General features: G+C 68.7%; 22 protein-coding genes. 12 read left to right on the top strand and 10 right to left on the bottom strand.

The window, feature by feature from the left end; translation table 11 throughout:
- Positions 1-10: 10 nt before the first annotated feature.
- Positions 11-391 carry a VOC family protein gene (locus ACVCL9_RS09845; protein WP_447098266.1) on the bottom strand — a complete coding sequence of 127 codons (381 nt, stop codon included), beginning with the start codon at positions 389-391 and terminating at the stop codon, positions 11-13.
- A gap of 122 nt (positions 392-513) precedes the next feature.
- On the opposite strand from ACVCL9_RS09845, the gene ACVCL9_RS09840 reads away from it, so the two are divergent.
- The 6 genes from ACVCL9_RS09840 to ACVCL9_RS09815 all read left to right on the top strand — a co-directional run bounded on the left by ACVCL9_RS09840 (position 514) and on the right by ACVCL9_RS09815 (position 8,669).
- On the top strand, positions 514-1,032 hold the full coding sequence (locus tag ACVCL9_RS09840; protein ID WP_447098267.1) for an adenine phosphoribosyltransferase: 519 nt from the start codon (positions 514-516) through the stop codon (positions 1,030-1,032).
- 114 nt (positions 1,033-1,146) lie between these two features.
- Positions 1,147-1,920, top strand: coding sequence for a thioredoxin fold domain-containing protein (locus tag ACVCL9_RS09835; protein ID WP_395119947.1), 774 nt, complete (start codon positions 1,147-1,149; stop codon positions 1,918-1,920).
- Positions 1,921-1,998: 78 nt separating this feature from the next.
- Positions 1,999-5,865 carry a phosphoribosylformylglycinamidine synthase gene (purL, locus tag ACVCL9_RS09830; protein ID WP_447098268.1) on the top strand — a complete coding sequence of 1,289 codons (3,867 nt, stop codon included), beginning with the start codon at positions 1,999-2,001 and terminating at the stop codon, positions 5,863-5,865.
- 28 nt (positions 5,866-5,893) lie between these two features.
- Positions 5,894-6,658: a hypothetical protein gene (locus ACVCL9_RS09825; RefSeq protein WP_447098269.1), complete on the top strand. Its 765-nt coding sequence runs from the start codon at positions 5,894-5,896 to the stop codon at positions 6,656-6,658.
- 153 nt (positions 6,659-6,811) lie between these two features.
- Positions 6,812-7,696: a glycosyltransferase family 2 protein gene (locus ACVCL9_RS09820; RefSeq protein ID WP_447098270.1), complete on the top strand. Its 885-nt coding sequence runs from the start codon at positions 6,812-6,814 to the stop codon at positions 7,694-7,696.
- 79 nt (positions 7,697-7,775) lie between these two features.
- Positions 7,776-8,669 carry a DMT family transporter gene (locus ACVCL9_RS09815; protein ID WP_395119941.1) on the top strand — a complete coding sequence of 298 codons (894 nt, stop codon included), beginning with the start codon at positions 7,776-7,778 and terminating at the stop codon, positions 8,667-8,669.
- On the opposite strand, the gene ACVCL9_RS09810 is transcribed toward ACVCL9_RS09815, so the two are convergent.
- Positions 8,657-9,190 (bottom strand): DUF2127 domain-containing protein, encoded by a 534-nt coding sequence (locus ACVCL9_RS09810; RefSeq protein ID WP_447099533.1) that lies wholly within the window; start codon positions 9,188-9,190, stop codon positions 8,657-8,659. The genes ACVCL9_RS09815 and ACVCL9_RS09810 overlap by 13 nt on opposite strands.
- A 439-nt stretch (positions 9,191-9,629) precedes the next feature.
- Here ACVCL9_RS09810 and ACVCL9_RS09805 point away from each other — a divergent pair, with 439 nt between their 5' ends.
- Together ACVCL9_RS09805 and ACVCL9_RS09800 are read left to right on the top strand one after the other, a co-directional pair.
- On the top strand, positions 9,630-10,898 hold the full coding sequence (locus tag ACVCL9_RS09805; RefSeq protein WP_447098271.1) for a hypothetical protein: 1,269 nt from the start codon (positions 9,630-9,632) through the stop codon (positions 10,896-10,898).
- Between the two features lie 324 nt (positions 10,899-11,222).
- Positions 11,223-12,020 carry a class I SAM-dependent methyltransferase gene (locus ACVCL9_RS09800; RefSeq protein ID WP_447098272.1) on the top strand — a complete coding sequence of 266 codons (798 nt, stop codon included), beginning with the start codon at positions 11,223-11,225 and terminating at the stop codon, positions 12,018-12,020.
- Positions 12,021-12,047: 27 nt separating this feature from the next.
- On the opposite strand, the gene ACVCL9_RS09795 is transcribed toward ACVCL9_RS09800, so the two are convergent.
- On the bottom strand, positions 12,048-12,242 hold the full coding sequence (locus ACVCL9_RS09795) for a YbdD/YjiX family protein (RefSeq protein WP_395119938.1): 195 nt from the start codon (positions 12,240-12,242) through the stop codon (positions 12,048-12,050).
- 1 nt (position 12,243) lies between these two features.
- Positions 12,244-14,316 (bottom strand): carbon starvation CstA family protein, encoded by a 2,073-nt coding sequence (locus tag ACVCL9_RS09790; protein WP_447098273.1) that lies wholly within the window; start codon positions 14,314-14,316, stop codon positions 12,244-12,246.
- Between the two features lie 170 nt (positions 14,317-14,486).
- On the opposite strand from ACVCL9_RS09790, the gene ACVCL9_RS09785 reads away from it, so the two are divergent.
- The 3 genes from ACVCL9_RS09785 (at position 14,487) to ACVCL9_RS09775 (ending at position 16,394) form a co-directional block, all read left to right on the top strand.
- Complete coding sequence (locus ACVCL9_RS09785) at positions 14,487-15,269, top strand: DUF4197 domain-containing protein (RefSeq protein WP_447098274.1); 783 nt, start codon at positions 14,487-14,489, stop codon at positions 15,267-15,269.
- A gap of 81 nt (positions 15,270-15,350) precedes the next feature.
- Complete coding sequence (def, locus tag ACVCL9_RS09780; RefSeq protein WP_395119935.1) at positions 15,351-15,887, top strand: peptide deformylase; 537 nt, start codon at positions 15,351-15,353, stop codon at positions 15,885-15,887.
- Between the two features lie 138 nt (positions 15,888-16,025).
- Positions 16,026-16,394 carry a hypothetical protein gene (locus ACVCL9_RS09775; protein ID WP_395119934.1) on the top strand — a complete coding sequence of 123 codons (369 nt, stop codon included), beginning with the start codon at positions 16,026-16,028 and terminating at the stop codon, positions 16,392-16,394.
- A gap of 28 nt (positions 16,395-16,422) precedes the next feature.
- Here the strand turns inward: ACVCL9_RS09775 and ACVCL9_RS09770 are convergent, their stop codons facing one another.
- Positions 16,423-16,929: a helix-turn-helix domain-containing protein gene (locus ACVCL9_RS09770; RefSeq protein ID WP_447110609.1), complete on the bottom strand. Its 507-nt coding sequence runs from the start codon at positions 16,927-16,929 to the stop codon at positions 16,423-16,425.
- Between ACVCL9_RS09770 and ACVCL9_RS09765 the strand changes: the two genes are divergently transcribed.
- The gene (locus tag ACVCL9_RS09765; RefSeq protein WP_395119932.1) at positions 16,883-17,140 is read left to right on the top strand and encodes a hypothetical protein; all 258 of its coding nucleotides are present in this window, start codon (positions 16,883-16,885) and stop codon (positions 17,138-17,140) included. The genes ACVCL9_RS09770 and ACVCL9_RS09765 overlap by 47 nt on opposite strands.
- A 68-nt stretch (positions 17,141-17,208) precedes the next feature.
- Here the strand turns inward: ACVCL9_RS09765 and pyrF are convergent, their stop codons facing one another.
- From pyrF to ACVCL9_RS09740, 5 genes are all read right to left on the bottom strand, one after another.
- Positions 17,209-18,021, bottom strand: coding sequence for an orotidine-5'-phosphate decarboxylase (gene pyrF, locus ACVCL9_RS09760; RefSeq protein ID WP_447098276.1), 813 nt, complete (start codon positions 18,019-18,021; stop codon positions 17,209-17,211).
- Between the two features lie 107 nt (positions 18,022-18,128).
- Entirely contained in the window at positions 18,129-19,796 is a 1,668-nt protein-coding gene (ettA, locus tag ACVCL9_RS09755; RefSeq protein WP_447098277.1) for an energy-dependent translational throttle protein EttA, read from the bottom strand.
- A 100-nt stretch (positions 19,797-19,896) separates the two neighbouring features.
- Complete coding sequence (locus tag ACVCL9_RS09750; RefSeq protein ID WP_447098278.1) at positions 19,897-20,514, bottom strand: TetR family transcriptional regulator; 618 nt, start codon at positions 20,512-20,514, stop codon at positions 19,897-19,899.
- Positions 20,511-21,401 (bottom strand): NmrA family NAD(P)-binding protein, encoded by an 891-nt coding sequence (locus tag ACVCL9_RS09745; RefSeq protein ID WP_447098279.1) that lies wholly within the window; start codon positions 21,399-21,401, stop codon positions 20,511-20,513. Before ACVCL9_RS09745 ends, ACVCL9_RS09750 begins: the two co-directional genes overlap by 4 nt.
- A 31-nt stretch (positions 21,402-21,432) precedes the next feature.
- On the bottom strand, positions 21,433-22,428 hold the full coding sequence (locus ACVCL9_RS09740) for an aldo/keto reductase (RefSeq protein ID WP_447098280.1): 996 nt from the start codon (positions 22,426-22,428) through the stop codon (positions 21,433-21,435).
- Between the last annotated feature and the right edge of the window lie 84 nt (positions 22,429-22,512).

Below are 22,512 nucleotides of genomic sequence, written 5' to 3'. Positions count from 1 at the left end.
CATCGGTCGCTCACGGCCACTCGTTCGCATGCGCCCCCATCTCCCCGCGCTGCGGCCGCACCACGCAGAAGCGGTGACCGGTGGGGGCTTCCATCACCACCCAGGTGCGGATCGCTTCGACCTTCCTCGCACCGAGGACTTCCAGTCGGTGCACTTCGGCCTCGATGTCGTCGCTCTCGATGTCCAGATGCACGCGGCTGGGGTGGGTGACTTTCTGCAGTTCGATGACGGGCTCGTCGTCATGGGTGATCAGGCCGACGTATTTCTCCTGCGCGGGATCGGCGCCTTCCTTGATGGGGCGGCCGAGTGCCCGCGACCAGAAGCGGGCGGCTTCGTCGAGGTCGTCGGCGTGGCAGTCGATCATGAGGCTGCACAGGCGGCTGCGGTGCATGGGGTTCTCCTTCGCGGGCGGCAGGGCGGTCAGCCTTGCGCGCCCGTTGCGCTGCGGTCAAGCGCGAGCCGGCGGTGCGCTTGCTACTGTAGGTGCCTCGATGGCGATTCCCGGAGGCGTGCATGCAAGACCTGGCCGAGCTGATTCGCGACGTGCCCGATTTCCCCCGAGCCGGGGTGATGTTTCGCGACGTCAGCCCGCTGCTGGCCAACGCCGACGGTTTCGCGCGCTGCATCGAGGCGCTGGCCGCACCGTGGCGGGACAGCGGCGTGCAGGTGGTGGGCGGCGTGGAGGCACGCGGTTTCATCTTCGGTGCGGCACTGGCGCTGCGGCTCGAGGCCGGCTTTGTGCCCCTGCGCAAGCCGGGCAAGTTGCCGCCGCCGGTGCAGGCGGTGGATTACCGGCTGGAGTACGGCGAGGATCGGCTGGAGATCCGCGATGGCTTGTTGCAGCCGGCGCAGCGCGTGCTGCTGGTGGACGACGTGCTCGCCACCGGCGGCACGCTGTGCGCGGCGGCGGAGTTGATCGAGCGGGCCGGCGCGACGCTGGTCGGCGCCGGCGTGGTGATCGAGCTTGACGCGCTGGCGGGACGCGTACGCTGGGCGGAACGTGGCCCGCTGCACAGTTTGCTGCGCTACTGAACCATCGTACGCGCCGTTTCGCCGCAGTTGGGCAAGGCGGCCCATGCGCCGTGCGAGAATGCCGCGTTGTCGCACGCGTCCTGCGGGCGATGCTGAACGTGCCGAGGCCGTCGGATGTTGAAGAAGCTGCTGTTGTTGGGTGGGCTGGCCTGGGCCGGCCAGGTGCTGGCCGCCACCGCGCCGGCGAACGCGCCGGTGGTCGGCCCCACGATCACGCCGGCGGCGGTGCAGATGGTGCAGCAGGCCATCGCCAAGCTGTCGTCGAAGGTGGTGGTCGACTCGATCCAGCCGGCACCGCTGCCGGGTTTCTACCAGGTGATCGCGTCGGGTCAGATGGTCTACATCAGCACCGACGGCAAGTACCTGATGCACGGCGACGTGGTCGACTTGAGTCGCCGCGAGAACCTCAGCGACGATGCCTGGGCGAAGTTCCGCGTGGCCGCGCTGGCCAAGGTGCCGGCGTCGCAGCGGCTGGTGTTCGCGCCGGCGCAGCCGAAGTACACGGTGACCGTGTTCACCGACGTCAACTGCGGCTTCTGCCGCGCGCTGCACGAGCACATCGCCGCGTTCAACAAGGCGGGCATCGCGGTGGAATACCTGGCCTGGCCGCGCGAGGGCGTGACCACCACCGCCGGAAACCTCACCCCGACCTACAAGGAAATGGTCTCGGTATGGTGCGCGAAGGACCCCAAGGCCGCGCTCACTGCCGCCACCAAGGGCCACGCGCCCCCGGCGGCGACCTGTACCAACCCGGTGAAGCAGCAATTCGACCTGGGCGTGAAGCTGGGCGTGAGCGGCACGCCCACGATCATCGGGCCGGACGGCAGCGTGCTGGGCGGCTACGTGACGCCGGAGCAGCTGCTGCAGGCTCTGCAAGCGGGCGGCTGATCCCGCCCGGGCGGCTTATGCCGTATTGCAGCATTGGGGTAGAATGGGCGTTTCCTCCGCACAGCGCCCCCTTCCCGCATGATCGCATTCGACGGGCAAAGCGCCCTCTCGCCGTTCCGCCTCGAACGACTCAATGCACGGCTCGACGCCGTGCACCGGGGCGTGCGCGTGCAATCCGCCTGGCATGTGTTCGTGCTCGACATGGACGCGGCGCCAGAGGGCACACTGCGCGAACGCCTGCTGGCCGTGCTGGAGGCGAAGGACGCCGCGCCGCAGCCGGCCACGTTGTGGGTGGTGCCGCGGCTGGGCACGATCTCGCCGTGGTCGAGCAAGGCCACCGACATCCTGCATGGCGCGGGTTTCGACGTGCGCCGCGTCGAGCGCGGGCTGGCGTGGCAGCTCAGCGGCCTGCCCGAACCCGGCGCGCCGGATCATGCGGCGATCATGGGTGTGCTGCATGACGCGATGACGCAATCGGTGCTGGCCCGCCTGGACGATGCGCAAGGCCTGTTCCTGGCCGGCACGCCCGGCGACCTGGTGCACGTGGCGCTGGGCGCCGATCCGCAGGCGGCGCTCGCCGCGGCGAACCGGCGCCTGGGCCTGGCGCTGGCCGAGGACGAGATCGAATACCTGGTCGAACGCTACGCCGAGCTGGGTCGCGATCCCACCGACGCCGAACTTTTCATGTTCGCCCAGGCCAACTCCGAGCATTGCCGGCACAAGGTGTTCAACGCCAACTGGACGGTGGACGGCGAGGAACAGGACAAGACCCTGTTCGGCATGATCAAGCACACCCACCAGCAGTCGCCCGCACATACCCTGTCTGCCTACAGCGACAACGCCGCGGTGATCGAGGGCAGCACGGGCAAGCGCTTCTTCGCCGACCCCGCCGACCGCGTGTGGCGCGGGCACGAGGAGCGCATCGACTACGCGATCAAGGTGGAGACGCACAACCATCCCACCGCGATCGCGCCCTGGCCCGGCGCGGCCACCGGCGCCGGCGGCGAGATCCGCGACGAGGGCGCCACCGGCCGCGGCGGCAAGCCCAAGGCCGGGCTCACCGGCTTCTCGGTGTCCGACCTGCGCATCCCGGGCGCGCCGCAGCCGTGGGAAGTGGACCGCCCGCTGCCGCCGCGCATGGCCAGCGCGTTCGAGATCATGCGCGACGGCCCGCTGGGCGCGGCCGCGTTCAACAACGAATTCGGCCGGCCCTGCCTGGGCGGCTATTTCCGCGCCTGGGAAAGCGAAGTGCCGGGCCAGGCCGGGGTGCGCCGCGGCTACGACAAGCCGATCATGCTCGCCGGCGGCCTGGCCAACCTGCGTCCCGACCATGTGCTGAAGCGCGCGGTGCAGCCCGGCCACGCGGTGATCGTGCTGGGCGGGCCGGCGATGCTGATCGGGCTGGGCGGCGGCGCCGCCTCGTCGGTGGCCGGCGGCGCGTCGAGCGCGGAGCTGGACTTCGCCTCGGTGCAGCGCGACAACGCCGAGATGGAGCGGCGCTGCCAGGAAGTGATCGACGCCTGCTGGGCGCGCGGCGAGCACAACCCGATCGTCAGCGTGCACGACGTCGGCGCCGGCGGCCTCTCCAACGCGATCCCCGAGCTGCTCAACGACGCCGGCGTCGGCGGCGTGATCGACCTGTCGAAAATCCCCTGCGACGATCCATCGCTGTCGCCGATGCAGGTGTGGAGCAACGAATCGCAGGAGCGTTACGTCCTCGCCATCGCGCAGGAGAACCTCGCCGAATTCGAGGCCATGTGCATCCGCGAACGCTGCCCGTACGCCGTGGTGGGCGAGGCCACGCGCGAGCGCCGCCTGCTGCTGACCGATCCGCGCCGCGAGCTGACCGTCATCGACCTGCCGATGGACGTGCTGTTCGGCAAGCCGCCACGCATGCATCGCGACGCCGTGCGGGTAACGCCGCGGGTGGACCTGCTGCCCGACCTCACCGGCATCGACCTGGACGAGGCGCTGCTGCGCGTGCTGCGCCTGCCCACCGTGGGCAGCAAGAGCTTCCTGATCACGATCGGCGACCGCACCGTCGGCGGGCTCAACCACCGCGACCCGATGGTCGGTCCGTGGCAGGTGCCGGTAGCCGATTGCGCGGTGACGCTCGCCGATTTCGACGGCTATGCCGGCGAGGCGATGGCGATGGCCGAGCGCGCGCCGGTGGCCGTGCTCGACAGCGCCGATGCGGCGCGCCTGGCGGTGGGCGAGGCGATCACCAACCTGGCTGCCGCACCGATTGCCAGCCTCGGCGAGGTGCGCCTGTCGGCCAACTGGATGGCCGCGGTGAATCATCCGGGCGAGGACGCCGCGTTGTTCGACGCGGTGAAGGCGGTGGGCATGGAACTGTGTCCGCAATTGCAGATCTCGATCCCGGTCGGCAAGGATTCGCTGTCGATGCAGGCGGTGTGGAAGGACGGCGCGCAGGAGCAGCGCACGGTGTCGCCGGTGTCGCTGGTGATCACCGGCTTCGCCCGCGTCGGCGACGCGCGCCGCACGCTGACGCCGCAACTCAAGCTCGACCGCGGCGCCACCGACCTGTGGCTGATCGATCTGGGTGCCGGGCGCGATCGCCTCGGTTGCTCGGCGCTGACCCAGGTGTTCAATCGCTCCGGCGGCATCCCGCCCAACCTGGACGATGCCAAGCGCCTCAAGGCGCTGTTCGAACTGGTTCAGCAGGCCAATGCGAATGGCCTGCTGCTGGCCTACCACGACCGCTCCGACGGCGGCGTGATCACCACCTTGCTGGAGATGGCCTTCGCCGGCCACTGCGGCCTGGAGCTGCATCTCGACGGCTGGGCCGAAGCCACCTTGCGCGCGCTGTTCAGCGAGGAACTGGGCGCCGTGGTGCAGGTGGCCGAGGCCAACCGCGAGGCATTCGAGTCGCTGCTGGTGAAGTTCGGCCTGGCCGGCATCAGCCATCGCGTCGGCCGGCCGAAGGAGAAGCTCGGCATCAAGCTGTTCCTCGGCGACGAAGTCTTCGTCAAGTGGAACTGGAGCAAGTTGTACAAGGCGTGGAACGAAACCAGCCACGCCATGCAGCGCCTGCGCGACAACCCGCAGAGCGCCGATGCCGAGCTGGAGTGGCGGATGGATGACGCCGATCCCGGCATCAGCCCCAGGCTGGCGTTCGACCCGGCCGAGGACGTGGCCGCCGCGTTCATCGCCAAGGGCCCGCGGCCGCGCGTGGCGATCCTGCGCGAGCAGGGCGTCAACGGCCAGGTCGAGATGGCCGCCGCGTTCACGCGTGCCGGTTTCGAGGCGGTCGACGTGCACATGTCCGATCTCGCCAGCGGCCGAGTGAAGCTGGCCGACTTCCGCGGCTTCGCCGCCTGCGGCGGATTCTCCTACGGCGACGTGCTCGGCGCCGGTCGCGGCTGGGCCACGTCGATCCTCTACAACGACATGCTGCGTGCGCAGTTCGAGGCGTTCTTCGCCGACGAGACGAAGTTCGCGCTGGGCGTGTGCAACGGTTGCCAGATGCTGTCGCAACTGAAGGAGATCATCCCCGGCGCGCAGCACTGGCCGAAGTTCCTGCGCAATGCGTCGGAGCAGTACGAGTCGCGCGTGGCCACGCTGGAGGTGCTCGATTCGCCCAGCATCTTCTTCCAGGGCATGGCCGGCTCGCGCATCCCGGTGGCGGTGGCGCACGGCGAGGGGCGGGTGAGTTTTCCGCAGGCGTGCAGCCCGTCGAAATCGCATGGCGCGGTGCGCTTCGTCGACAACCGCGGCAAGCCGACCGAGAACTTCCCGCTCAACACCAACGGTTCGCCCGGCGGCCTGGCGGGCTTCACCGCCGCCGCCGGCCGCGTGACGATCATGATGCCGCACCCGGAGCGGGTGTTCCGCAGCGTGCAGATGAGCTGGCACCCGGAGTCGTGGGGCGAGGATTCGCCGTGGATGCGGATGTTCCGCAACGCACGCGTGTGGTGCGGCTGATCGACGGCATGTGGCGCTGGCGTCAGCGATGACTCGGCGTCGCCCCGCGTGGATGTTCGCCGGCTGCACCGCGCTGTGGGTGGTGCTGCTGGCGTTGCTGCCGTGGTGGTTGGGGTTGCCGATCCTGCTGGCGCTCGCCGCGGCGGTCTTGCTGCTGCAGCATCGGCTGGCAACTGCGCATGCCGCGCTGATCCGGAGCGCCTTGCGCTGGGGCCTGCCGGGCTGGTTGTTTGCCCTGCAGCGCATCCTGGGTGGCGATGCCTTCGCCTGGGGCGCGGCCCTGCTCGGCGCGCTGGTCGGTTACACCTTGCTGGCCGGGCTGGAAGCCTGGCTTGATCGGGACTTGCGCCGTGCGCCCGCCGGGCCGCCCGCCGCGGAATGGCCCGAACTCGCCCACGCACCGATCGGACCGCCGGCCGAGATCATCGAGCTGTCGCCGCCGCAATGGCATGAAGCGCGTGGCGAGCTGCCCGACCCCCTCGGCGGGGCGGTGCATGGCGAGCCCGGCGGCTGTCGTTTCGACGATGGCACCCGCGTCGAAATGCGGGACGGCGTCACCCGCATCGCCTTCAGTCCCGCCGGTCGCTGGTTTGTCGCCTGCAGCGGCAAGCGCGGCGTGCTGCTGTGGGATCGCCAGCGCGATCGACGGCACCGCCTGCGCGGCTGGCAACTGTGCGGTTGGCACCGCGAGCAACCCTGGCTCAGCCGCCGCGAAGGCACCATGCCGCTGGCGCTGGCCGCCGTGCTGGGCCACGACGCCGACGAACCACCAGACCCTCCCCACACCCCGTAGGAGCCCGCTCGCGGGCGATGCTTTCCCTTTTGCTTCTGCGATTCCCCATTCCCCATTCCCGGCCCAAGGGCATCGCCCGCAAGCGGGCTCCTGCGCGCGGGGAACCGGAGGTTCACGTGCTGCGCGTCTCCGCGCATACTTCGCGCGGTGAACATGCCTGCCATTCCTCCGTCCTCGTCCTCGCCGGCGCTCAGCGTGATCGTGGTGGCGGCCGACAGCGGCCCGGATCTGCGCGATTGCGTGCGCCAGGTGCTTGCCTGCCGGCTGCCGCTGGAACTGATCCTGGTCGACAACGCTTCGCACGATGGCGTGCCGCCGGCGATCGCGCGGGCGTACGAGCACGACGAGCGGCTCAAGCTGATCTACAGCCATCGCAACATCGGCTTCGGCCCGGCGGTGAACCTGGGCGCGAAGCAGGCCGGCGGCCGCGCGCTGCTGATCCTCAACCCCGATTGCCTGATCGGCGAGGACGACCTCAGGCGGTTGCTGGCGGTGCAGGCCGCGCATCCGAAGGCCGGCCTGATCGGCGCGGTGGTGTGCGACGCGGAGGGTCGGCCCGACCCGGCTTCGCGGCGGCGCGATCCGCTGTTGCGCCGGTCGCTCAACACGCTGCTCGGCCGGCCCGGCGAGACGGTGGAAGTCGGCGGCGAGATTCCCGCCGAGCTGATCGAATGCGAGGTGGTTTCCGGCGCGCTGATGCTGCTGACTCGCGAGATGTTCGAGCGCCTCGGCGGCTTCGACGAGAAATACTTCCTGCATTGCGAAGATCTGGATCTGTGCCGCCGCGTGCGCGACATCGGCTACCGGGTGCTGCTTGCCGGCGACGTGCGCGTGGCCCATGGCAAGGGCAGCTCCAGCCGTCATCGCCCGGTGTTCGTCAGCCGGCACAAGCACCGCGGCATGTGGCGCTGGTTCCGCCAGCATGATCCGGCCGCGCGCAACCCGTTCGTGTCGGCGGTGGTGTGGCTGGGCATCTGGACGCACTTCGTGCTGCAGGTCCCCGGCCAATGGTGGCGGCTGAAAACGAGAAGCAAGTGAGGAAAGCCAGAGGCAACATCGCCTCGTCGCGCCGCTGTCGTTCTCTCACTCCTCACTCCTCTCCACGCACTCCTCGCCGATGACCCCACGCACCCTGACCATCCTCGCCACTCTCGGCCTGATCGCGATGACGGCGGTGTGGGGCTCGACCTTCGTGCTGATCAAGGACGTGCTCGGGCGCATGCCGGTGGCCGATTTCCTGGCCGTGCGTTTCGTCATGGCGGCGCTGGCGATGGTGCTCCTGTTCGGGCGGCAGGCGTGGCGGCTCGGCGCTTTGCAGATCCGGCGCGGCCTGCTGCTCGGCGTGATCTACGGTGTCGGGCAGCTGGTGCAGACCTGGGGACTGGCGCTGATCTCGCCCAGCGTCAGCGGCTTCGCCACCGGCATGTACGTGGTGTTCACCCCGATCCTTGCACTGCTGGTGCTGCGCCAGCGCGTCGCGGCCAGCGTGTGGCTGGCCATCGCCGTGGCCACCGCGGGCCTGGCCTTGCTCACGCTCGACGGCTTCGAGATCAACCTGGGCGTGTGGCTGACCCTGGCGTCGGCGGCGTGCTACGCGCTGCACATCGTGCTGCTTGGGCAGTGGTCCCGCCGCGGCGAGGCGTTCGGCCTGTCGGCCGTGCAGATGGTGGCGATCGCCGGGGTCTGCTCGCTGGCCACCTTGCCGCACGGTCCGATGTTGCCGCCGGACCCCGGCGCCTGGTTCGTCGTGCTGTACATGGCGCTGATCGCCGGCGCCGGCGCGATGGTGATGCAGACCTGGGCGCAATCGCATCTGCCGGCGGCACGTGCCGCCATCGTGATGACCACCGAGCCGGTGTTCGCCGCCGCCTTCGCCGTACTGCTCGGCGTCGATGCGCTGACCTGGCGCATGCTTGCCGGCGGCGGCCTGGTGCTGGCAGCGATGTACCTGGTGGAGCTGATGCCGCGGCGCGACGAGCTGCCGGCCGAGGCGGTGCATCACGAGGTGTGAGGGCGTTCCCCTGCGGGCGGGGCGACACCCGGCTGCAGCGCGATGCGTACCAGGTAGACGATGATCGCCACGTTGCCGACCAGGGTGGCCAGCTTGATCCAGCCGAAGTGGTACAGCGTCTCGTACAGTTCCAGCGGGATCAGCGAACCGGTGGCGATCACGGTGAACCACTCGGCCCAGTGCTTGCCCAGCCACAGGCCCACGCCCTCGATGCCGAACAGCACCGCGTAGCCGAGCGCCACCAGCCCCACCGCCTCGAACTTGCCGGGGCCGAGCTGGTGCAGCAGTTCCACCAGTTTCCAGCGCAGGCCGTTGCTGTCGGCCAGCGACAGGTGCTCCAGCCAGTGCACCAGTTGCTCGAAGTTCTGCTGCCGATAGAAGTGGAACGCCGCCAGCGCCACCAGCAGCAGGCACGCGGTCTTGATGATCTCGTAGATCGCGATGACGCGCAGGCCGGCGTGGTGCTGGCCGCGTGCGGTCGCCGCGGGGGTGGCTGCGTCGACGGATTCGGAGTTGGGCATGGGCGGGGAAGACATGGGCAGCAGACATTCTCGCCGATCAGGCGTGGGGCCGCCTGTGCGTGATGGCACGAGTTCGCGGAAATGGAGCTGTGTGCGATCTTGACAGCCGACGAGGATCATCCAACCCTGTAGCACTTGCTCACCCCCGGTGGGGCGGTCGCTTGCCGAGGTCACGTGGCGCCTCGGGTCGGCCTGTCTTTTTTCCGGTCGAGCTTGGGATGTGTTGCATTGAGCGGGCGGATGTCGGTGCTGGTCGTGATTGGCTACGGTCGTCGCTGGCTGCCGCTTCGGGGGAAGCATGGCGGCGCCGACTCAGCCCGGCACGAACGGACAAGCGCCCGGCAACCCCGGACCGGAGCCGCTCTGACTCGAGCAGTCCATGCGAGTTCCGGAGCATGCTTGCCGGCACCTGTTGGAACGACAAAAGGGAGACAAACGGATGTTCGACCATCTCGCTATCGACGTGGACTACCTGGCCGACTGGAGCACCGGACGCCGACAACAGCACAGCCTGTACATTCCCGGCTCGACGCTGCTGGAGTGGGTGGATGCCGCTGCCCGTGCCGTGCAGGCCGGTGCCAGCGCGCCTCCGGGGAGCGGCTCCCAGGCTGATCCCTACGTCCTTGGCGGGTACGGCAGTTACGCCGGCGCTTGGCAGGCCGCGGCAAGCCGTCGGTCGCAGGACCTGTACTTTTCCATCGCCGGTCGCCTGATCCACAAGATCAAGGACGGACGCAGTGGCGGCTTCGCCGATGGGTGTTACATGTGTGACGTCGGCTATTCGGGCACCGACGCCCGCGCCGGCACCATCTGGAATCGGGCCGATGGTGCGAGCTATCGCGAGTTCGGCAAGTTCATGCACGAAGGCAATACGGTCTCCGGCATGGAAGGTGTCGTCTGGTCGCAGCGTATCGCGGCGTCCTTGCGCGGCGTGCTCAAGGGAACCGCCCCCAGAACCGGCGGCGGACTCCAGGCGAAGGGTACGCGCTGGACAGTCGACATGAACCCCGACGAGTCGAAACGCAAGGCTCCGCAGAAGGCCTCGGCCCCGCAGACGGCTGGTGCAACTGACACCATCTCGGCCTTGCCGCTGCTGTCTGCCGTCATGTTCATAGCCGAGCCGATGCGCAATGCCCGTGCCTGGATGATGGGACTGATGATGCTCGACCTGATGGGGACGGAGTACCAGGCACCGACTCCAACGGCACATGGCAAGCACTTCACTTTCCAGCGTGCGTTCGTCCATCCGTCCCGTCTGGGCGACCCTGCCTGGAGTGGGGAGACCAACACGGCCAACGACACCGCACCCGCAGCCTGGGTCAACCGGCAAGCCGGGCGCGACCAACGAACTGCGAGGAGCATGGCGCGCCCGGGGAGCGCCGCGGTCGAGGGGCTGTATCCGCCGTCGCCGAAATGGTCGGGGCGATCATCGGCGCGTATTGACGTCGCCAATGACTATATCCAGGCCAAGGAAACGGCGATCGTGTGCCGCTGGCTTGAGCAGGAGTTCAACGCGTATGTCGGAAGCGTCGTGGTGGCGAAAGCGCTGGCCGGCGGGCCCGGCACCCGTAGAAACGCCATGACCGCCTCCTTCGGCAGCGAGAGTGCCATGCGCGGGTTTGCGGATGACCTGGAGCGGGTCATCAAGACGGAGTTGATCCAGCGCAGGGCGGCATCGTTCGATACGCCCGGAGTCCTGTTCCGCTGACGCGAGTCGGAATAGGTGCCGGGTCTGCCGGGGTTTCCGATACAAGGGACCCGACTGGGTTCTTCCTCCAGCAACAGCGCCCGCCGTCGCCCTTGCAGCGCGCTTCCTTGCGCTCGCAGAAGAACTCGCCGTGGCCAGGCGGAGATCGGGTGGCAGCGGGGGGGGGGGGGGAGCGGCCGGAATTGTCGCCGGTCCGGCGCGTGCCGGCGGCATGCCTCGCACGCTTCGCAGTGCCACACTGCGCGGACCGGGTGGCGCACCGGGTTCGTTCGTGGAGGATGCGCGCGTGCCCCACTCTTCGTTTACCCGTTCCGGAGGCCAGCCATGCCCCATCCCGTCGAGCATTCCACCGCCGTGGACGAGCCCGCGCCGCATGGCCCGTCGGCGGTCGGCCTGCGCGACGCGAAACTCGGCGGCTGGTATCGCGAGGACAGCGGCGAGCTGTTCCGCGGCGTGCCGATCGGCGCCGGTGACGTGGTGGTGGACGTTGGCTGCGGCGCCGGCGTCAACAGCGTGTTCTGCGCGCGCCACGGTGCCCGCGTCTACGCCGTCGACCGCGAGCCGCAGGTGATCCGCGAGGTGCGCGCCCGGCTGAGCGTCGAGGGCCGCGGCACGCAGACCGCGCTGGTCAGCGACGCGAACCCGCTGCCGCTGGACGACGGCATCGCCACGCGGGTGATCTGCACCGAGGTGTTGCAGCACGTCGACGACCCGCGTCAGGTGCTGGCCGAGCTGTTCCGTGTCGGCGCATCCGGCGCCATCTACCTGCTCAGCGTGCCCGGCGCGCTGCAGGAGACGCTGCAGGAAAAGGTGTTGCCGCCGGAGTCCCGCGAGCTGCCCGGTGGCGCACTGCGGGTGATCGGACGCGACGAGTTCGCGCAATGGATCGGCGAGGCTGGCCTGGTGGTGGTGGAGCACACCCAGCACGGCTTTTTCTGGTCGATCTGGTGGGCGCTGTTCTGGGGTTGCCGGGTGGAGCTGCATGACCCCGCGCATCCGGTACTCGATCACTGGACCGCGGCCTGGCAGGCGCTGCTGGACATGCCGCAGGGCGCGCAGCTCAAGCAGCAGCTGGACGAGTTCATGCCGATCAGCCAGATCGTCGTGGCGCGCAAACCCTGAAGCCGGCACGCCGTGCCGCGCGGACGCTCAGCAACAGCGCCCGCCGCCACCCTTGTAGCGCGCTTCCTGGCGCTCGCGGAAGAACTCGCCGTAGCTCGGCACCTTGCGCTCGGGATGGTGTTCGCGCAGGTGCTTGACGTAGCCGTCGTAGTCGGGGATGCCGCAGCACAGGCGGGCGGTTTGCACCGCCCACTTGCGCACGGACCGGAACGTCGCGTTCATCTCAGCCGGCCACGCTGCTCAGCGCCACGTAGGGTTCCTCGTGCGCGGTCGGGTGGTTGGTACGCCAGGCCTTGACCAGCGAGCGCAGGGAGAACAGCACCATCACCACGACCAGCGCCATGAACAGGCCGGTGAGCACCATGTCGACGTAGTTGTTGGTGACGATCTGCTGCATGGCGGCGGTGGTCTTGGCCGGCGCCAGCAACTGGCCCTGCTGCATGGCGTCGGCGTACTTGTTGGCCGCCGCGGTGAAGCTGATCGGGCCGACCAGTTTCTGGTAGCCGGCGGTGAGCGTGCAGATGATCAGCCACAGCGCGGGGATGCCGGGCACCCACACGTAGCGCTCGCGCTTGAGTTTCACCACCACCACGGTGGCCAGCATCAGCGCGATCGCGGCGAGCATCTGGTTGGCGATGCCGAACAGCGGCCACAAGGTGTTGATGCCGCCCAGCGGGTCGACCGCACCCTGGTACAGGAAGTAGCCCCAGATGAGCACGCAGATCGCGGTGGCCAGCAGGTTGCCGGCCCATGAATCGGTTTCCTGCAGCGGCTTGTGGATCAGGCCGGCGATCTCCTGGATCATGAAGCGGCCCACGCGCGTGCCGGCGTCCACCGTGGTGAGGATGAACAGCGCCTCGAACAGGATCGCGTAGTGGTACCAGAACGCCATCAGGCCGCCGGAGGGCATGATGTTGTGCAGCAGCTGCGCCATGCCCACCGCCAGCGTGGGGGCGCCGCCGGCGCGGCTGAGGATGCTGTTTTCGCCGATGTCTTTCGCGGTCTGCAGCAACTGCTCCGGCGTCACCACGAAGCCCCACTGGCTGATCGTGGTGGCCGCGTCCTGCACCGTGCTGCCGATGATCGCGCTCGGCGAGTTCATCGCGAAGTACACGCCCGGGTGCAGGTAGGTGGCGGCAATCAGCGCCATGATCGCCACGAACGCCTCCATCAGCATGCCGCCGTAGCCGACCATGCGCGCCTGGCCCTCGTTGGCGAGCAGCTTGGGCGTGGTGCCCGAGGCGATGATCGAGTGCCAGCCCGACACCGCACCGCAGGCGATGGTGATGAACAGGAACGGGAACAGGTCGCCGGCGAACACCGGGCCGGTGCCGTCGATGAAACGCGTCACCGCCGGCATCTGCAGGTCCGGTGCGGTGATCAGGATGGCCAGCGCCAGCAGCGCGATGGTGCCGATCTTGAGGAAGGTGGAAAGGTAATCGCGCGGTGCCAGCAGCAGCCACACCGGCAGCACCGAGGCGACGAAGCCGTAGCCGATCAGCCACCAGGCCAGCGCCTTGGCATCCATGTCGAACAGCGGTGCCAGCGTGGCCGAGTCCGCCACGAACTTGCCGGCCCAGATCGAGAGCAGCAGCAGGATCAGGCCGATGATCGACACTTCGAGAATGCGTCCCGGCCGGAACCAGCGCATGTAGCCGCCCATCAGGAAGGCGATCGGGATGGTGCAGGCCACGGTGAAGGTGCCCCACGGGCTGTGCGTGAGCGCCTTGACCACCACCAGCGCCAGCACCGCCAGCACGATCATCATCAGCACCAGCACGCCGATCATCGCCACCAGGCCGGGCAACGGGCCGAGTTCCTCGCGCAGCATGTGGCCGAGCGAGCGGGCGTCGCGGCGCAGCGAGAGGCCGAGGATCATGAAGTCCTGCACCGCGCCGGCGAACACCACGCCGAACAGGATCCACAAGGTGCCGGGCAGATAGCCCATCTGCGCGGCCAGCACCGGGCCGACCAGCGGGCCGGCGCCGGCGATCGCGGCGAAGTGATGGCCGAACACCACCCACTTGTCGGTGGGCACGTAGTCGAGCCCGTCATTGCGCAGTACCGAGGGTGGCGCGCGCGTCGGGTCCAGCCGCAGCACCGAGTGCTCGACGAACTTGCCGTAGAAGCGAAAGCCGATCGAGAACACCGCGATGGCCGCGGCCACCAGCCAGATCGCGTTGACCGGTTCGCCGCGCCTGAGCGCCACCACGCCGAGGCAGGTTGCACCGATGATGGCGACGGCGGCCCATACCAGCTTGCTGGCGACACCGGATCTGCGCACGGCGACTTGCATGGCGGTTCTCCTCGGCAATGCCGCAAGAATCGTCCTGCCGGCGGCGGGGGTCAATCCCGGAAGCCGCGCGCCGGCATTAGCCATTGGTCGAATGGCAGGCGCGCCCGGCTTCGTTGCGGGAGGCATGGCGGCGCTACACTGGCCGCCCTGTCGATTGCGAGGAGTTCGTCATGCGCGTCCTGGCACATTGCAGTTTCCTGGCCGTATTCCTCCTCGCCACGGGCACCCCCGCAGCCAACGCCAGCCAGTTCAAGGACCTGTTGAACAAGGCCAGGCAATCCACCCACGCCACGCCGGCGAAGGGCAGCAACCTGCCGAGCAGCGACATCGCCGCCGGCCTCAAGGAGGCGCTGGCCAAGGGCACCACCAGCGCGATCAACAACCTCGGCCGCGACGGCGGTTTCTGGAACAACGCCAAGGTGCGCATCCCGCTCCCGGGCAAGCTGGAACAGGCCGGCAAGCTGGCGCGCCAGCTCGGCCAGGGCGCCAAGGTGGACGCGTTCGAGCTGAGCATGAACCGTGCGGCGGAAAAGGCGGTGCCGCAGGTGGCCGAGATCTTCGGCGACGCCATCCGCAAGATGACGCTCGACGACGCGCGCGGCATCCTCACTGGCGGCGACCACGCAGCCACCGACTACTTCCGCCGCGTCGCCGGCGAGGCGCTGACGGCGCGCATCCATCCGATCGTCGCCAAGGCCACCGACAGCGTCGGCGTCACCCAGAAATACAAGGCGTTCATGTCCGGCAGCAGCAGCGGTGCGCTGGGCGGCCTGCTGGGTGCGCTCGACCATGACAAGTCGACGCACGGCGGCACGGCGCTGGACCTGGACGATTACGTCACCGCGAAGACCCTCGACGGCCTGTTCACCGAGATCGGCGCGCAGGAGCAATCCATCCGGACCAACCCCGGCGCGCGCACCACTGACCTGCTGAAGAAAGTGTTCGGCCGCTGACGGCAGCCGCGACCGCGGCAACACATGCCGCGTTCACGTGGACGCGGGCAGGATGGTCGGCATGGCGAAAGCGAGGCAGGCATGATCCACGAGATCCTCAAGATGGGTGACCCCCGGCTGCTGCGCATCGCGCCGCCGGTGCCCCCGGCGATGCTCGGCAGCGCGGAGCTCGACATGCTGATCAAGGACATGTTCGAGACCATGCGCGCTGCCGACGGCGTGGGCCTGGCCGCGCCGCAGATCGGCGTGGACCTGCAGCTGGTGATCTTCGGCTTCGAGCATTCCGAGCGCTATCCCGACGCCCCCGAGGTGCCGCAGACGATCCTGCTCAATCCGGTGATCACCCCGCTGTCGCAGGACATGGAGGTGGGCTGGGAGGGCTGCCTGTCCGTGCCCGGGCTGAACGGCGCGGTGAGCCGTTTTTCGCTGATCCGCTACCAGGGCCTCGACCCGCGCGGCCAGCGCATCGAACGCACCGCCGAGGGTTTCCACGCGCGCGTGGTGCAGCACGAATGCGACCACCTGATCGGTCGCCTCTACCCCTCGCGCATCACCGATTTCAGCAAATTCGGCTACACCGACGTGCTGTTTCCGGGTCAGCCGCCAGCAGATGCCTGAACGCGCCGCTCAAGTGGCGGGCGGGCCTGCCGTTACCGAGGCCATGAGCCCACGCTTTGGCCATCTGCATGGCGGAACCGACCGGCCGGGAAGCCTCGCCTTCCCGGTGGCTGCCCACGCGTGCGAGGAGCCATGCTCATGAACCATCACGCCAAGCCCCCATCGGGCAACAACGTCGATTGGAGCCACCCGGAGCTGCAATCGCTGCTGGGCAAGACCGAAGGCTGGAGCCTCGACAACCGCGGTGTGTTCTCGCCGGTACCGTGCGAACTGCACATCGGCTGGGGCGCGGGCGCGGTGCGCGGCGCCACCCTGGTGTTCGAGCGCGAGGGCGTGATGGTGATCGAGGCGAACTTCCTCATCCAGGCCGGCGAGAAGCTGCGCATCGACCGCATCGTGCTGGGTTCGCTGCGCTCAAACTGGGGCACCGTGGTGGAAGGTCGCGAAGGTCACCGTGCGGAGGATCGTGCCAACGGCACCCGCGTGTACTGGGTCCACGTGCGCTGAAGCCGCGCGGGGCGGTGCCCGTGACCGCTCAGCCGCGGCGTGTCTGCGCGAAGCGCGACCGATAAGCCGCCGGGCTGATCGCCAGCTTGCGCCGGAAATGATGGCGCAGCGTGATCGCGCTGCCGAAGCCGCACTGCCCGGCAATCGCGTCGATGGAGAGCGTCGAGCTTTCCAGCAATTCCCGCGCACGATCCACTCGCGCGCCGATCAGCCAATGCACCGGACTGGTGCCGGTGGCCTGCCTGAAGTGGCGCATGAAGCTGCGTTCGCTCATGGCCGCCAGTGCGGCCAGCTCGGCAATCGGTTGCGGGAGCGCCCATGGCACATGCGCCGGTCCGACCGGCGCGCGCCCACGCCGCGCCGGATATGGCAGCGCCTGTCGACGCCGGTTCCCGTCGGTTCGGTTCGCTGGCGGGGCGGCCAACAATCCCTGAATGCCCGGCGGCGTAAAGTGTCCGGAAGACGGCTGTCCGTCCGGGAGAGCTTCGGTGAAGAAAGAAGACGACACACACCTGCAGATCGTGTCTGCGGACATCAGTTCGGAGCCGCTGACCGGCATGGTGATTTTCCGGCCGCATTGTGTGTCGCGCGCGGGACGCAACGTGGGCGAGGCCAGCACCGGCGGCAGCTGGTACGCCCTGCGTCCGGCCGAGGTGCGCAGCTTTGCGCGGGCGTTGCTGGATGCGGCCGATACGCTCGACCTGAAGGCGAAGGCGCTGCAGGCGGCGAAGATGGCGACCGGCTGACCGGCGTCCCGGCGCTTTTCTTCGCTGGTTGCCGGTCGCTTCGCGTCCTGATGCGAGAGTGACGCCGCTCAGCGGCAGCGGTTGATCGCCCCGCGCAGCTCGCTGGCGGCGGCGCGCGCGGCGGCGGCGAAGTCCTCGCCGGAGCCGGCGTAGATGATGCCGCGCGAGGAGTTGATCATCAGGCCGAGGCCCTCGCGGGTGCGGCCCGCGTGCATCACCGCCTCGATGTCGCCGCCCTGCGCGCCGATACCCGGCACCAGCAATGGCATGTCGCCGATCAGTGCACGTACCTGGCGGATTTCCTCGGGCCAGGTGGCACCGGTCACCAGCGCGCAGTTGCCGTGCGCATTCCAGTCGCGGGCGATGGTTTCGGCTACGCGCAGGTAGAGCGGTTGCCCGCCGCAATCCAGTGCCTGGAAATCCGCACCGCCGGGGTTGGAGGTGCGGCAGAGCAGGATCACGCCCTTGTCGGCACGATCGAGGAACGGCTGGATCGAATCGCGGCCCAGATAGGGGTTCAAGGTCACCGCGTCGGCGCGATAGCGCTCGAATGCTTCGGTGGCGTAGTGCTGCGCGGTGGAACCGATGTCGCCGCGCTTGGCGTCGAGGATCACCGGCACGCCGGGATGCTGCGCATGAATGTGCGCGATCAGCCGCTCCAGCGTTTCCTCCGCACGCAGCGCGGCGAAATGCGCGATCTGCGGCTTGAACGCGCAGATCAGGTCGGCGGTGGCGTCGACGATGGCGCGGCAGAAATCGAACACCGCGTCGGGCGTGTCACGCAGATGCGCGGGGAATTTCGTCGGTTCCGGATCGAGGCCGACGCAGACCAGCGAGTCGTTGCGGGTCCAGGCTTGCTGCAGTGACTGCATGAAGTGCATCGGGATCTCCGTTCGAGAAACGAGTGAAGAAGAGTGAGAAACGAGAGAAGGCGGGTTCGTCGACGCTTTATCTCTCTTTTCTCACTCCTCTCCACTCACTCCTGCTCTCAGGCCAGCTTCTTGTACTTCACCCGGTGCGGCCGCGCGCCTTCCTCGCCGAGGCGGCGCTTCTTGTCGGCCTCGTACTCGTTGTAGTTGCCGGGGAAGAACTCGACGTGCGAGTCGCCCTCGAACGCGATGATGTGGGTGGCGATGCGGTCGAGGAACCAGCGGTCATGCGAGATCACGATCGCCGAGCCGGGGAATTCCAGCAGGGCATCTTCCAGCGCGCGCAGGGTTTCCACGTCCAGGTCGTTGGACGGCTCGTCGAGCAGCAGCACGTTGCCGCCCTGCAGCAGGGTCTTGGCCATGTGCAGGCGGCCGCGCTCGCCGCCGGACAGGCTGCCGACGATCTTCTGCTGGTCAGTGCCCTTGAAGTTGAAGCGGCCGATGTAGGCGCGCGACTGGATCTCGAAGTTGCCGATGGTGAGGATGTCCGAGCCGCCGGACACCTCCTGCCACACGTTGTTCTTCGGGTCGAGCGCGTCGCGCGACTGGTCGACGTAGGCGAGCTTGGTGGTGTGGCCCAGCTTCACCTCGCCCGAGTCCGGCGTCTCCTTGCCCATGATCATCTTCATCATGGTGGACTTGCCGGCGCCGTTCGGGCCGATCACGCCGATGATCGCGCCCGGCGGCACCTTGAACGACAGGTCCTCGATCAGCACGCGGTCGCCGAACGACTTGGTGACGTTCTTGAACTCGATCACCTCCTGGCCCAGCCGCTCGCCCGGCGGGATGAAGATCTCATTGGTCTCGTTGCGGCGCTGGTAGTCGACCGAGTTAAGTTCCTCGAAGCGGGCCAAGCGGGCCTTGCCCTTGGACTGGCGGCCCTTGGCGGCCGAGCGCACCCACTCCAGCTCCTTGGCGATCGCCTTCTGGCGCGACTTCTCCTGGTTGGCTTCCTGCTTCAGGCGCTGGTCCTTCTGCTCCAGCCACTCGGTGTAGTTGCCCTTCCACGGGATGCCGCGGCCGCGGTCGAGTTCGAGGATCCACTCGGCGGCGTTGTCGAGGAAGTAGCGGTCATGGGTGACTGCCACCACGGTGCCGGGATAGTCGTGCAGGAATTTTTCCAGCCAGTCCACCGATTCGGCGTCCAGGTGGTTGGTCGGCTCGTCCAGCAGCAGCATGTCCGGCTTGGACAGCAGCAGGCGGCACAGCGCCACGCGGCGCTTCTCGCCGCCGGAGAGCGGGCCGATCTTCGCATCCCACGGCGGCAGTCGCAGCGCGTCGGCGGCCACCTCGAGCTGGCGCTCCAGCGCGTGGGCATCGTTGGCGGCCAGCAGGTTTTCCAGCTTCTCCTGCTCCTTGGCCAGCGCGTCGAAATCGGCACCGTCTTCGGCATAGGCGGCGTAGACCTCTTCGAGCCGTTTCTGCGCATCGAGGATTTCGGCCACGCCTTCCTCGACCACTTCGCGCACGGTCTTGTCCGGGTTCAGATCCGGCTCCTGCGCCAGATAGCCGACCTTGGTGCCGGGCTGCGCGCGCGCCTCGCCCTGGAAGTCGGTGTCCACGCCGGCCATGATGCGCAGCACGGTGGACTTGCCCGCGCCGTTGACGCCGAGCAGGCCGATCTTCGCGCCGGGGAAGAAGCTGAGCGAAATGTCCTTGATGATCTGGCGCTTCGGCGGGACGATCTTGCTGACCCCGTTCATGGTGTAGATGTACTGCGAGCTCATGCAACCTCCGAAGGCGAGCGCCCCGCCGCCGGGAGCACCGGCACGGGGAGGGAATTCGACAAACCACGCATTATAGCGGCTTGCGCCGGCGTTACGCCGTTCAGCGCGCCGGTTTGCGCCGCCGTGGCGCAGCGGGCGCCGGGGCCAGGCCGGCCAGCAACAGGTCGAGCAGCTGCGTGAACGCGGCATCCTCGCCGGGCTGGTCCCACAGGTGCGAGAGGCCCGGGTAGTGGAAGCGCGCGGTGGCGTCGAACAGTGCCCGTGCGGCAGCGGGTGGATCGAGCGGGCGGAAATCGCCGCTGGCCACGCCGGCGGCAAGGATCGAGGCGATCTGCTGCTGCATGCGCGCCTTGTGCTCGGCGATGGCGTCGCCCGCCTCCGCCGCCAGCGCGCTGTAGGTGGCGAACAGCTCGGGGTCGCCCAGCACGTTGTCGCGCTTGGTCTGGCGCAGCGCGGTGAACCACTGGCGCAGGCGTGCCGGCGGTGGCGTGCGGCTGTTGGCGATCGCCTGCAGCGGCGCCATCGACCGTGCCAGCCAGCCCTGCAGGACCGCCTCGCGCAGCGCCGCCTTGCTGGCGAAATGCCGGTACACGCTGCCATGGCTGACCCCGAGCGCCTGCGCCACGTCGACCACGGTCGCCTTGCCGGGGCCATAGCGTCGCAGCACGTCTTCGGCAGCGGCAAGGATGCGTTCGGGCGTGAGTACGGAGTCGTTCATGCCGCCGATTCAAGCACATCGAGCGTGGCACAGACGAGTTCGTCCGCCACGTAACCCAGCGGGATGCGGCCGCAGACGTGTTCCGTCGCGCGCTTCTCGAACGCGATCCAGCCGCTGTTGAAGCCGTCCAGCATGGCGACGTGCCCGGCGATGCGGTCCGCCGGCATGCCTTCGTCAGCGAAGCGCGTTGCCCATTGGTCGCGCGGTATCGCGGTCGTCTCGATGTCGTGCTCCAGCACCGCGGCGAACGACTGCGCCATGTCGAGCGGGCTGTAGCGCCGCGGCCCTTCGACCTCGATCAACCGGCGACCGAACCAGGTTTCCTCCAGCGTGCTGGCGACGGTGCGGCCGACGTCGTCGGTGGAGACCATCGGTATCGCCCGATCGAGCGGCGACAGGAAACTTTCCAGATGGCCTTCGAGTTGCGCAGGCACCACGTGCCGGCTCAGGTTCTCCATGAACCAGGCGGCGCGCACGTGGGCGCGGGGCAGGGGCAGCGCGTCCAGCGCTTGCTCCAGCAGGTGCAGGGGAGTGAGCAAGCCCAGGTCGCGCGCGTGCTGTGCGCCGATGGAGGACAGCGCCACCACTTTCGCTGGCGTGGCTTTGCGCAGGGCGCTGGCCAGTGCGGCGATCATGGCGCGCGATTCGGCGAAGTCGGAACCGGGTGCGAGACTGGCCGGCAACGCGACGAACACGCCCTCGGTTCCGGCAAATGCCGCGGCCAGTGCCTCCGCTCCCTCGGCGACCGCGAGGTCGACGCCGCGCACGGCTCGGGCCGCGGCCTTGTCCTTGCCGCGCACGATGCCGCGCACGCGCTGGCCGCGCTCCAGCAGGTATTTCGCGGCCGCGCTGCCGACCTGGCCGGTGATGTCCATGATGGCGTACATGTCGGATCTCCTCGTCGAGCGGAAAGGTGGTTCAGCGTTCGCTGTCGAGCATCGCCATCTGGGTGGCGGCGTAGCGCTCGCCCGCGGCGGCATCCGATGGCACGGCGCGCTCGATCGCGGCGAGGTCGTCCGCGCCCAGCGTGACGGTCAGCGCCCCCAGCGCCTCGGCCAGGCGTTCGCGGGTGCGCGAGCCGACCAGCGGCACGATGTCGTCGCCACGCGCCAGCACCCAGGCGATCGCCAGTTGCGCCACGCTGCAGCCGCGTGCCTCGGCCAAGCCGCGCAGCAGGTCGACCAGCTGCAGGTTGTGTTCGAGGTTGTCGCCCTGGAAGCGCGGGCTGTGCTGGCGGAAGTCGCGCGCGTCGGTGCCGCGATCCTTCGCCCAGTGGCCGCTGATCAGGCCGCGCGACAACACGCCGTAGGCGGTGACGGCGATGCCCAGCTCGCGGCACGCCGGCAGGATCGCCTGCTCGATGCCGCGGGAGATCAGCGAGTACTCGATCTGCAGGTCGGCCACCGGCAGCACGGCATGTGCACGGCGGATGGTTTCCACGCCAACTTCGGACAGGCCGAGATGGCGCACGTAGCCGGCCTGCACCAGCTCGGCGATGGCGCCCGCGGTGTCCTCGATCGGCACGTTCGGATCGAGCCGCGCGGGGCGATAGACGTCGATGCAGTCAGTGCGCAGGCGCCTGAGCGAATACGCCAGCGCCGTCTTCACTGCCGCCGGGCGCGCGTCGTAGCCGAGCCACGCGCCGTCCGGCCCGCGCTGGGCGCCGAACTTCACGCTGAGCTGGTAGCTGTCGCGCGGGCGGCCGGCCAGCGCCTCGCCAAGCAGCAGCTCGTTGTGGCCCATGCCGTAGAAATCGCCGGTGTCGAGCAGGGTGACGCCGGCGTCCAGCGCGGCATGCACGGTGGCGATGCTTTCGCTGCGATCAGTGTCGCCGTAGAAGTCCGACATGCCCATGCAGCCGAGGCCGGGGGCGGAAACCTGCGGGCCGCTGCGGCCCAGGGTGCGGTGTTTCATGGGGTGTGCCGGTTCGGGGGAGTGGGAATAGTAGATATTTGAATGACAGATTTCAATATCTGTCATTCAAATATTCATCCTGCG

The sequence above is a fragment of the Rhodanobacter sp. UC4438_H5 genome (assembly GCF_052978405.1).
The sequence above is the reverse complement of the archived record's forward strand: the minus strand, read 5'-3'. Positions and strand labels throughout refer to the sequence as shown.

Coding starts and splice junctions, on each gene's coding strand:
- ACVCL9_RS09815 (WP_395119941.1), top strand. CDS start 7,776: ATGACCCCACGCACCCTGACCATCCTCGCCACTCTCGGCCTGATCGCG.
- ACVCL9_RS09810 (WP_447099533.1), bottom strand. CDS start 9,190: ATGCCCAACTCCGAATCCGTCGACGCAGCCACCCCCGCGGCGACCGCA.
- ACVCL9_RS09775 (WP_395119934.1), top strand. CDS start 16,026: ATGAACCATCACGCCAAGCCCCCATCGGGCAACAACGTCGATTGGAGC.
- ACVCL9_RS09805 (WP_447098271.1), top strand. CDS start 9,630: ATGTTCGACCATCTCGCTATCGACGTGGACTACCTGGCCGACTGGAGC.
- ACVCL9_RS09770 (WP_447110609.1), bottom strand. CDS start 16,929: ATGTCCGCAGACACGATCTGCAGGTGTGTGTCGTCTTCTTTCTTCACC.
- ACVCL9_RS09835 (WP_395119947.1), top strand. CDS start 1,147: ATGTTGAAGAAGCTGCTGTTGTTGGGTGGGCTGGCCTGGGCCGGCCAG.
- ACVCL9_RS09845 (WP_447098266.1), bottom strand. CDS start 391: ATGCACCGCAGCCGCCTGTGCAGCCTCATGATCGACTGCCACGCCGAC.
- ACVCL9_RS09750 (WP_447098278.1), bottom strand. CDS start 20,514: ATGAACGACTCCGTACTCACGCCCGAACGCATCCTTGCCGCTGCCGAA.
- pyrF (WP_447098276.1), bottom strand. CDS start 18,021: ATGCACTTCATGCAGTCACTGCAGCAAGCCTGGACCCGCAACGACTCG.
- ACVCL9_RS09785 (WP_447098274.1), top strand. CDS start 14,487: ATGCGCGTCCTGGCACATTGCAGTTTCCTGGCCGTATTCCTCCTCGCC.
- purL (WP_447098268.1), top strand. CDS start 1,999: ATGATCGCATTCGACGGGCAAAGCGCCCTCTCGCCGTTCCGCCTCGAA.
- def (WP_395119935.1), top strand. CDS start 15,351: ATGATCCACGAGATCCTCAAGATGGGTGACCCCCGGCTGCTGCGCATC.
- ACVCL9_RS09795 (WP_395119938.1), bottom strand. CDS start 12,242: ATGAACGCGACGTTCCGGTCCGTGCGCAAGTGGGCGGTGCAAACCGCC.
- ACVCL9_RS09840 (WP_447098267.1), top strand. CDS start 514: ATGCAAGACCTGGCCGAGCTGATTCGCGACGTGCCCGATTTCCCCCGA.
- ACVCL9_RS09740 (WP_447098280.1), bottom strand. CDS start 22,428: ATGAAACACCGCACCCTGGGCCGCAGCGGCCCGCAGGTTTCCGCCCCC.
- ACVCL9_RS09825 (WP_447098269.1), top strand. CDS start 5,894: ATGACTCGGCGTCGCCCCGCGTGGATGTTCGCCGGCTGCACCGCGCTG.
- ACVCL9_RS09790 (WP_447098273.1), bottom strand. CDS start 14,316: ATGCAAGTCGCCGTGCGCAGATCCGGTGTCGCCAGCAAGCTGGTATGG.
- ettA (WP_447098277.1), bottom strand. CDS start 19,796: ATGAGCTCGCAGTACATCTACACCATGAACGGGGTCAGCAAGATCGTC.
- ACVCL9_RS09820 (WP_447098270.1), top strand. CDS start 6,812: ATGCCTGCCATTCCTCCGTCCTCGTCCTCGCCGGCGCTCAGCGTGATC.
- ACVCL9_RS09800 (WP_447098272.1), top strand. CDS start 11,223: ATGCCCCATCCCGTCGAGCATTCCACCGCCGTGGACGAGCCCGCGCCG.
- ACVCL9_RS09745 (WP_447098279.1), bottom strand. CDS start 21,401: ATGTACGCCATCATGGACATCACCGGCCAGGTCGGCAGCGCGGCCGCG.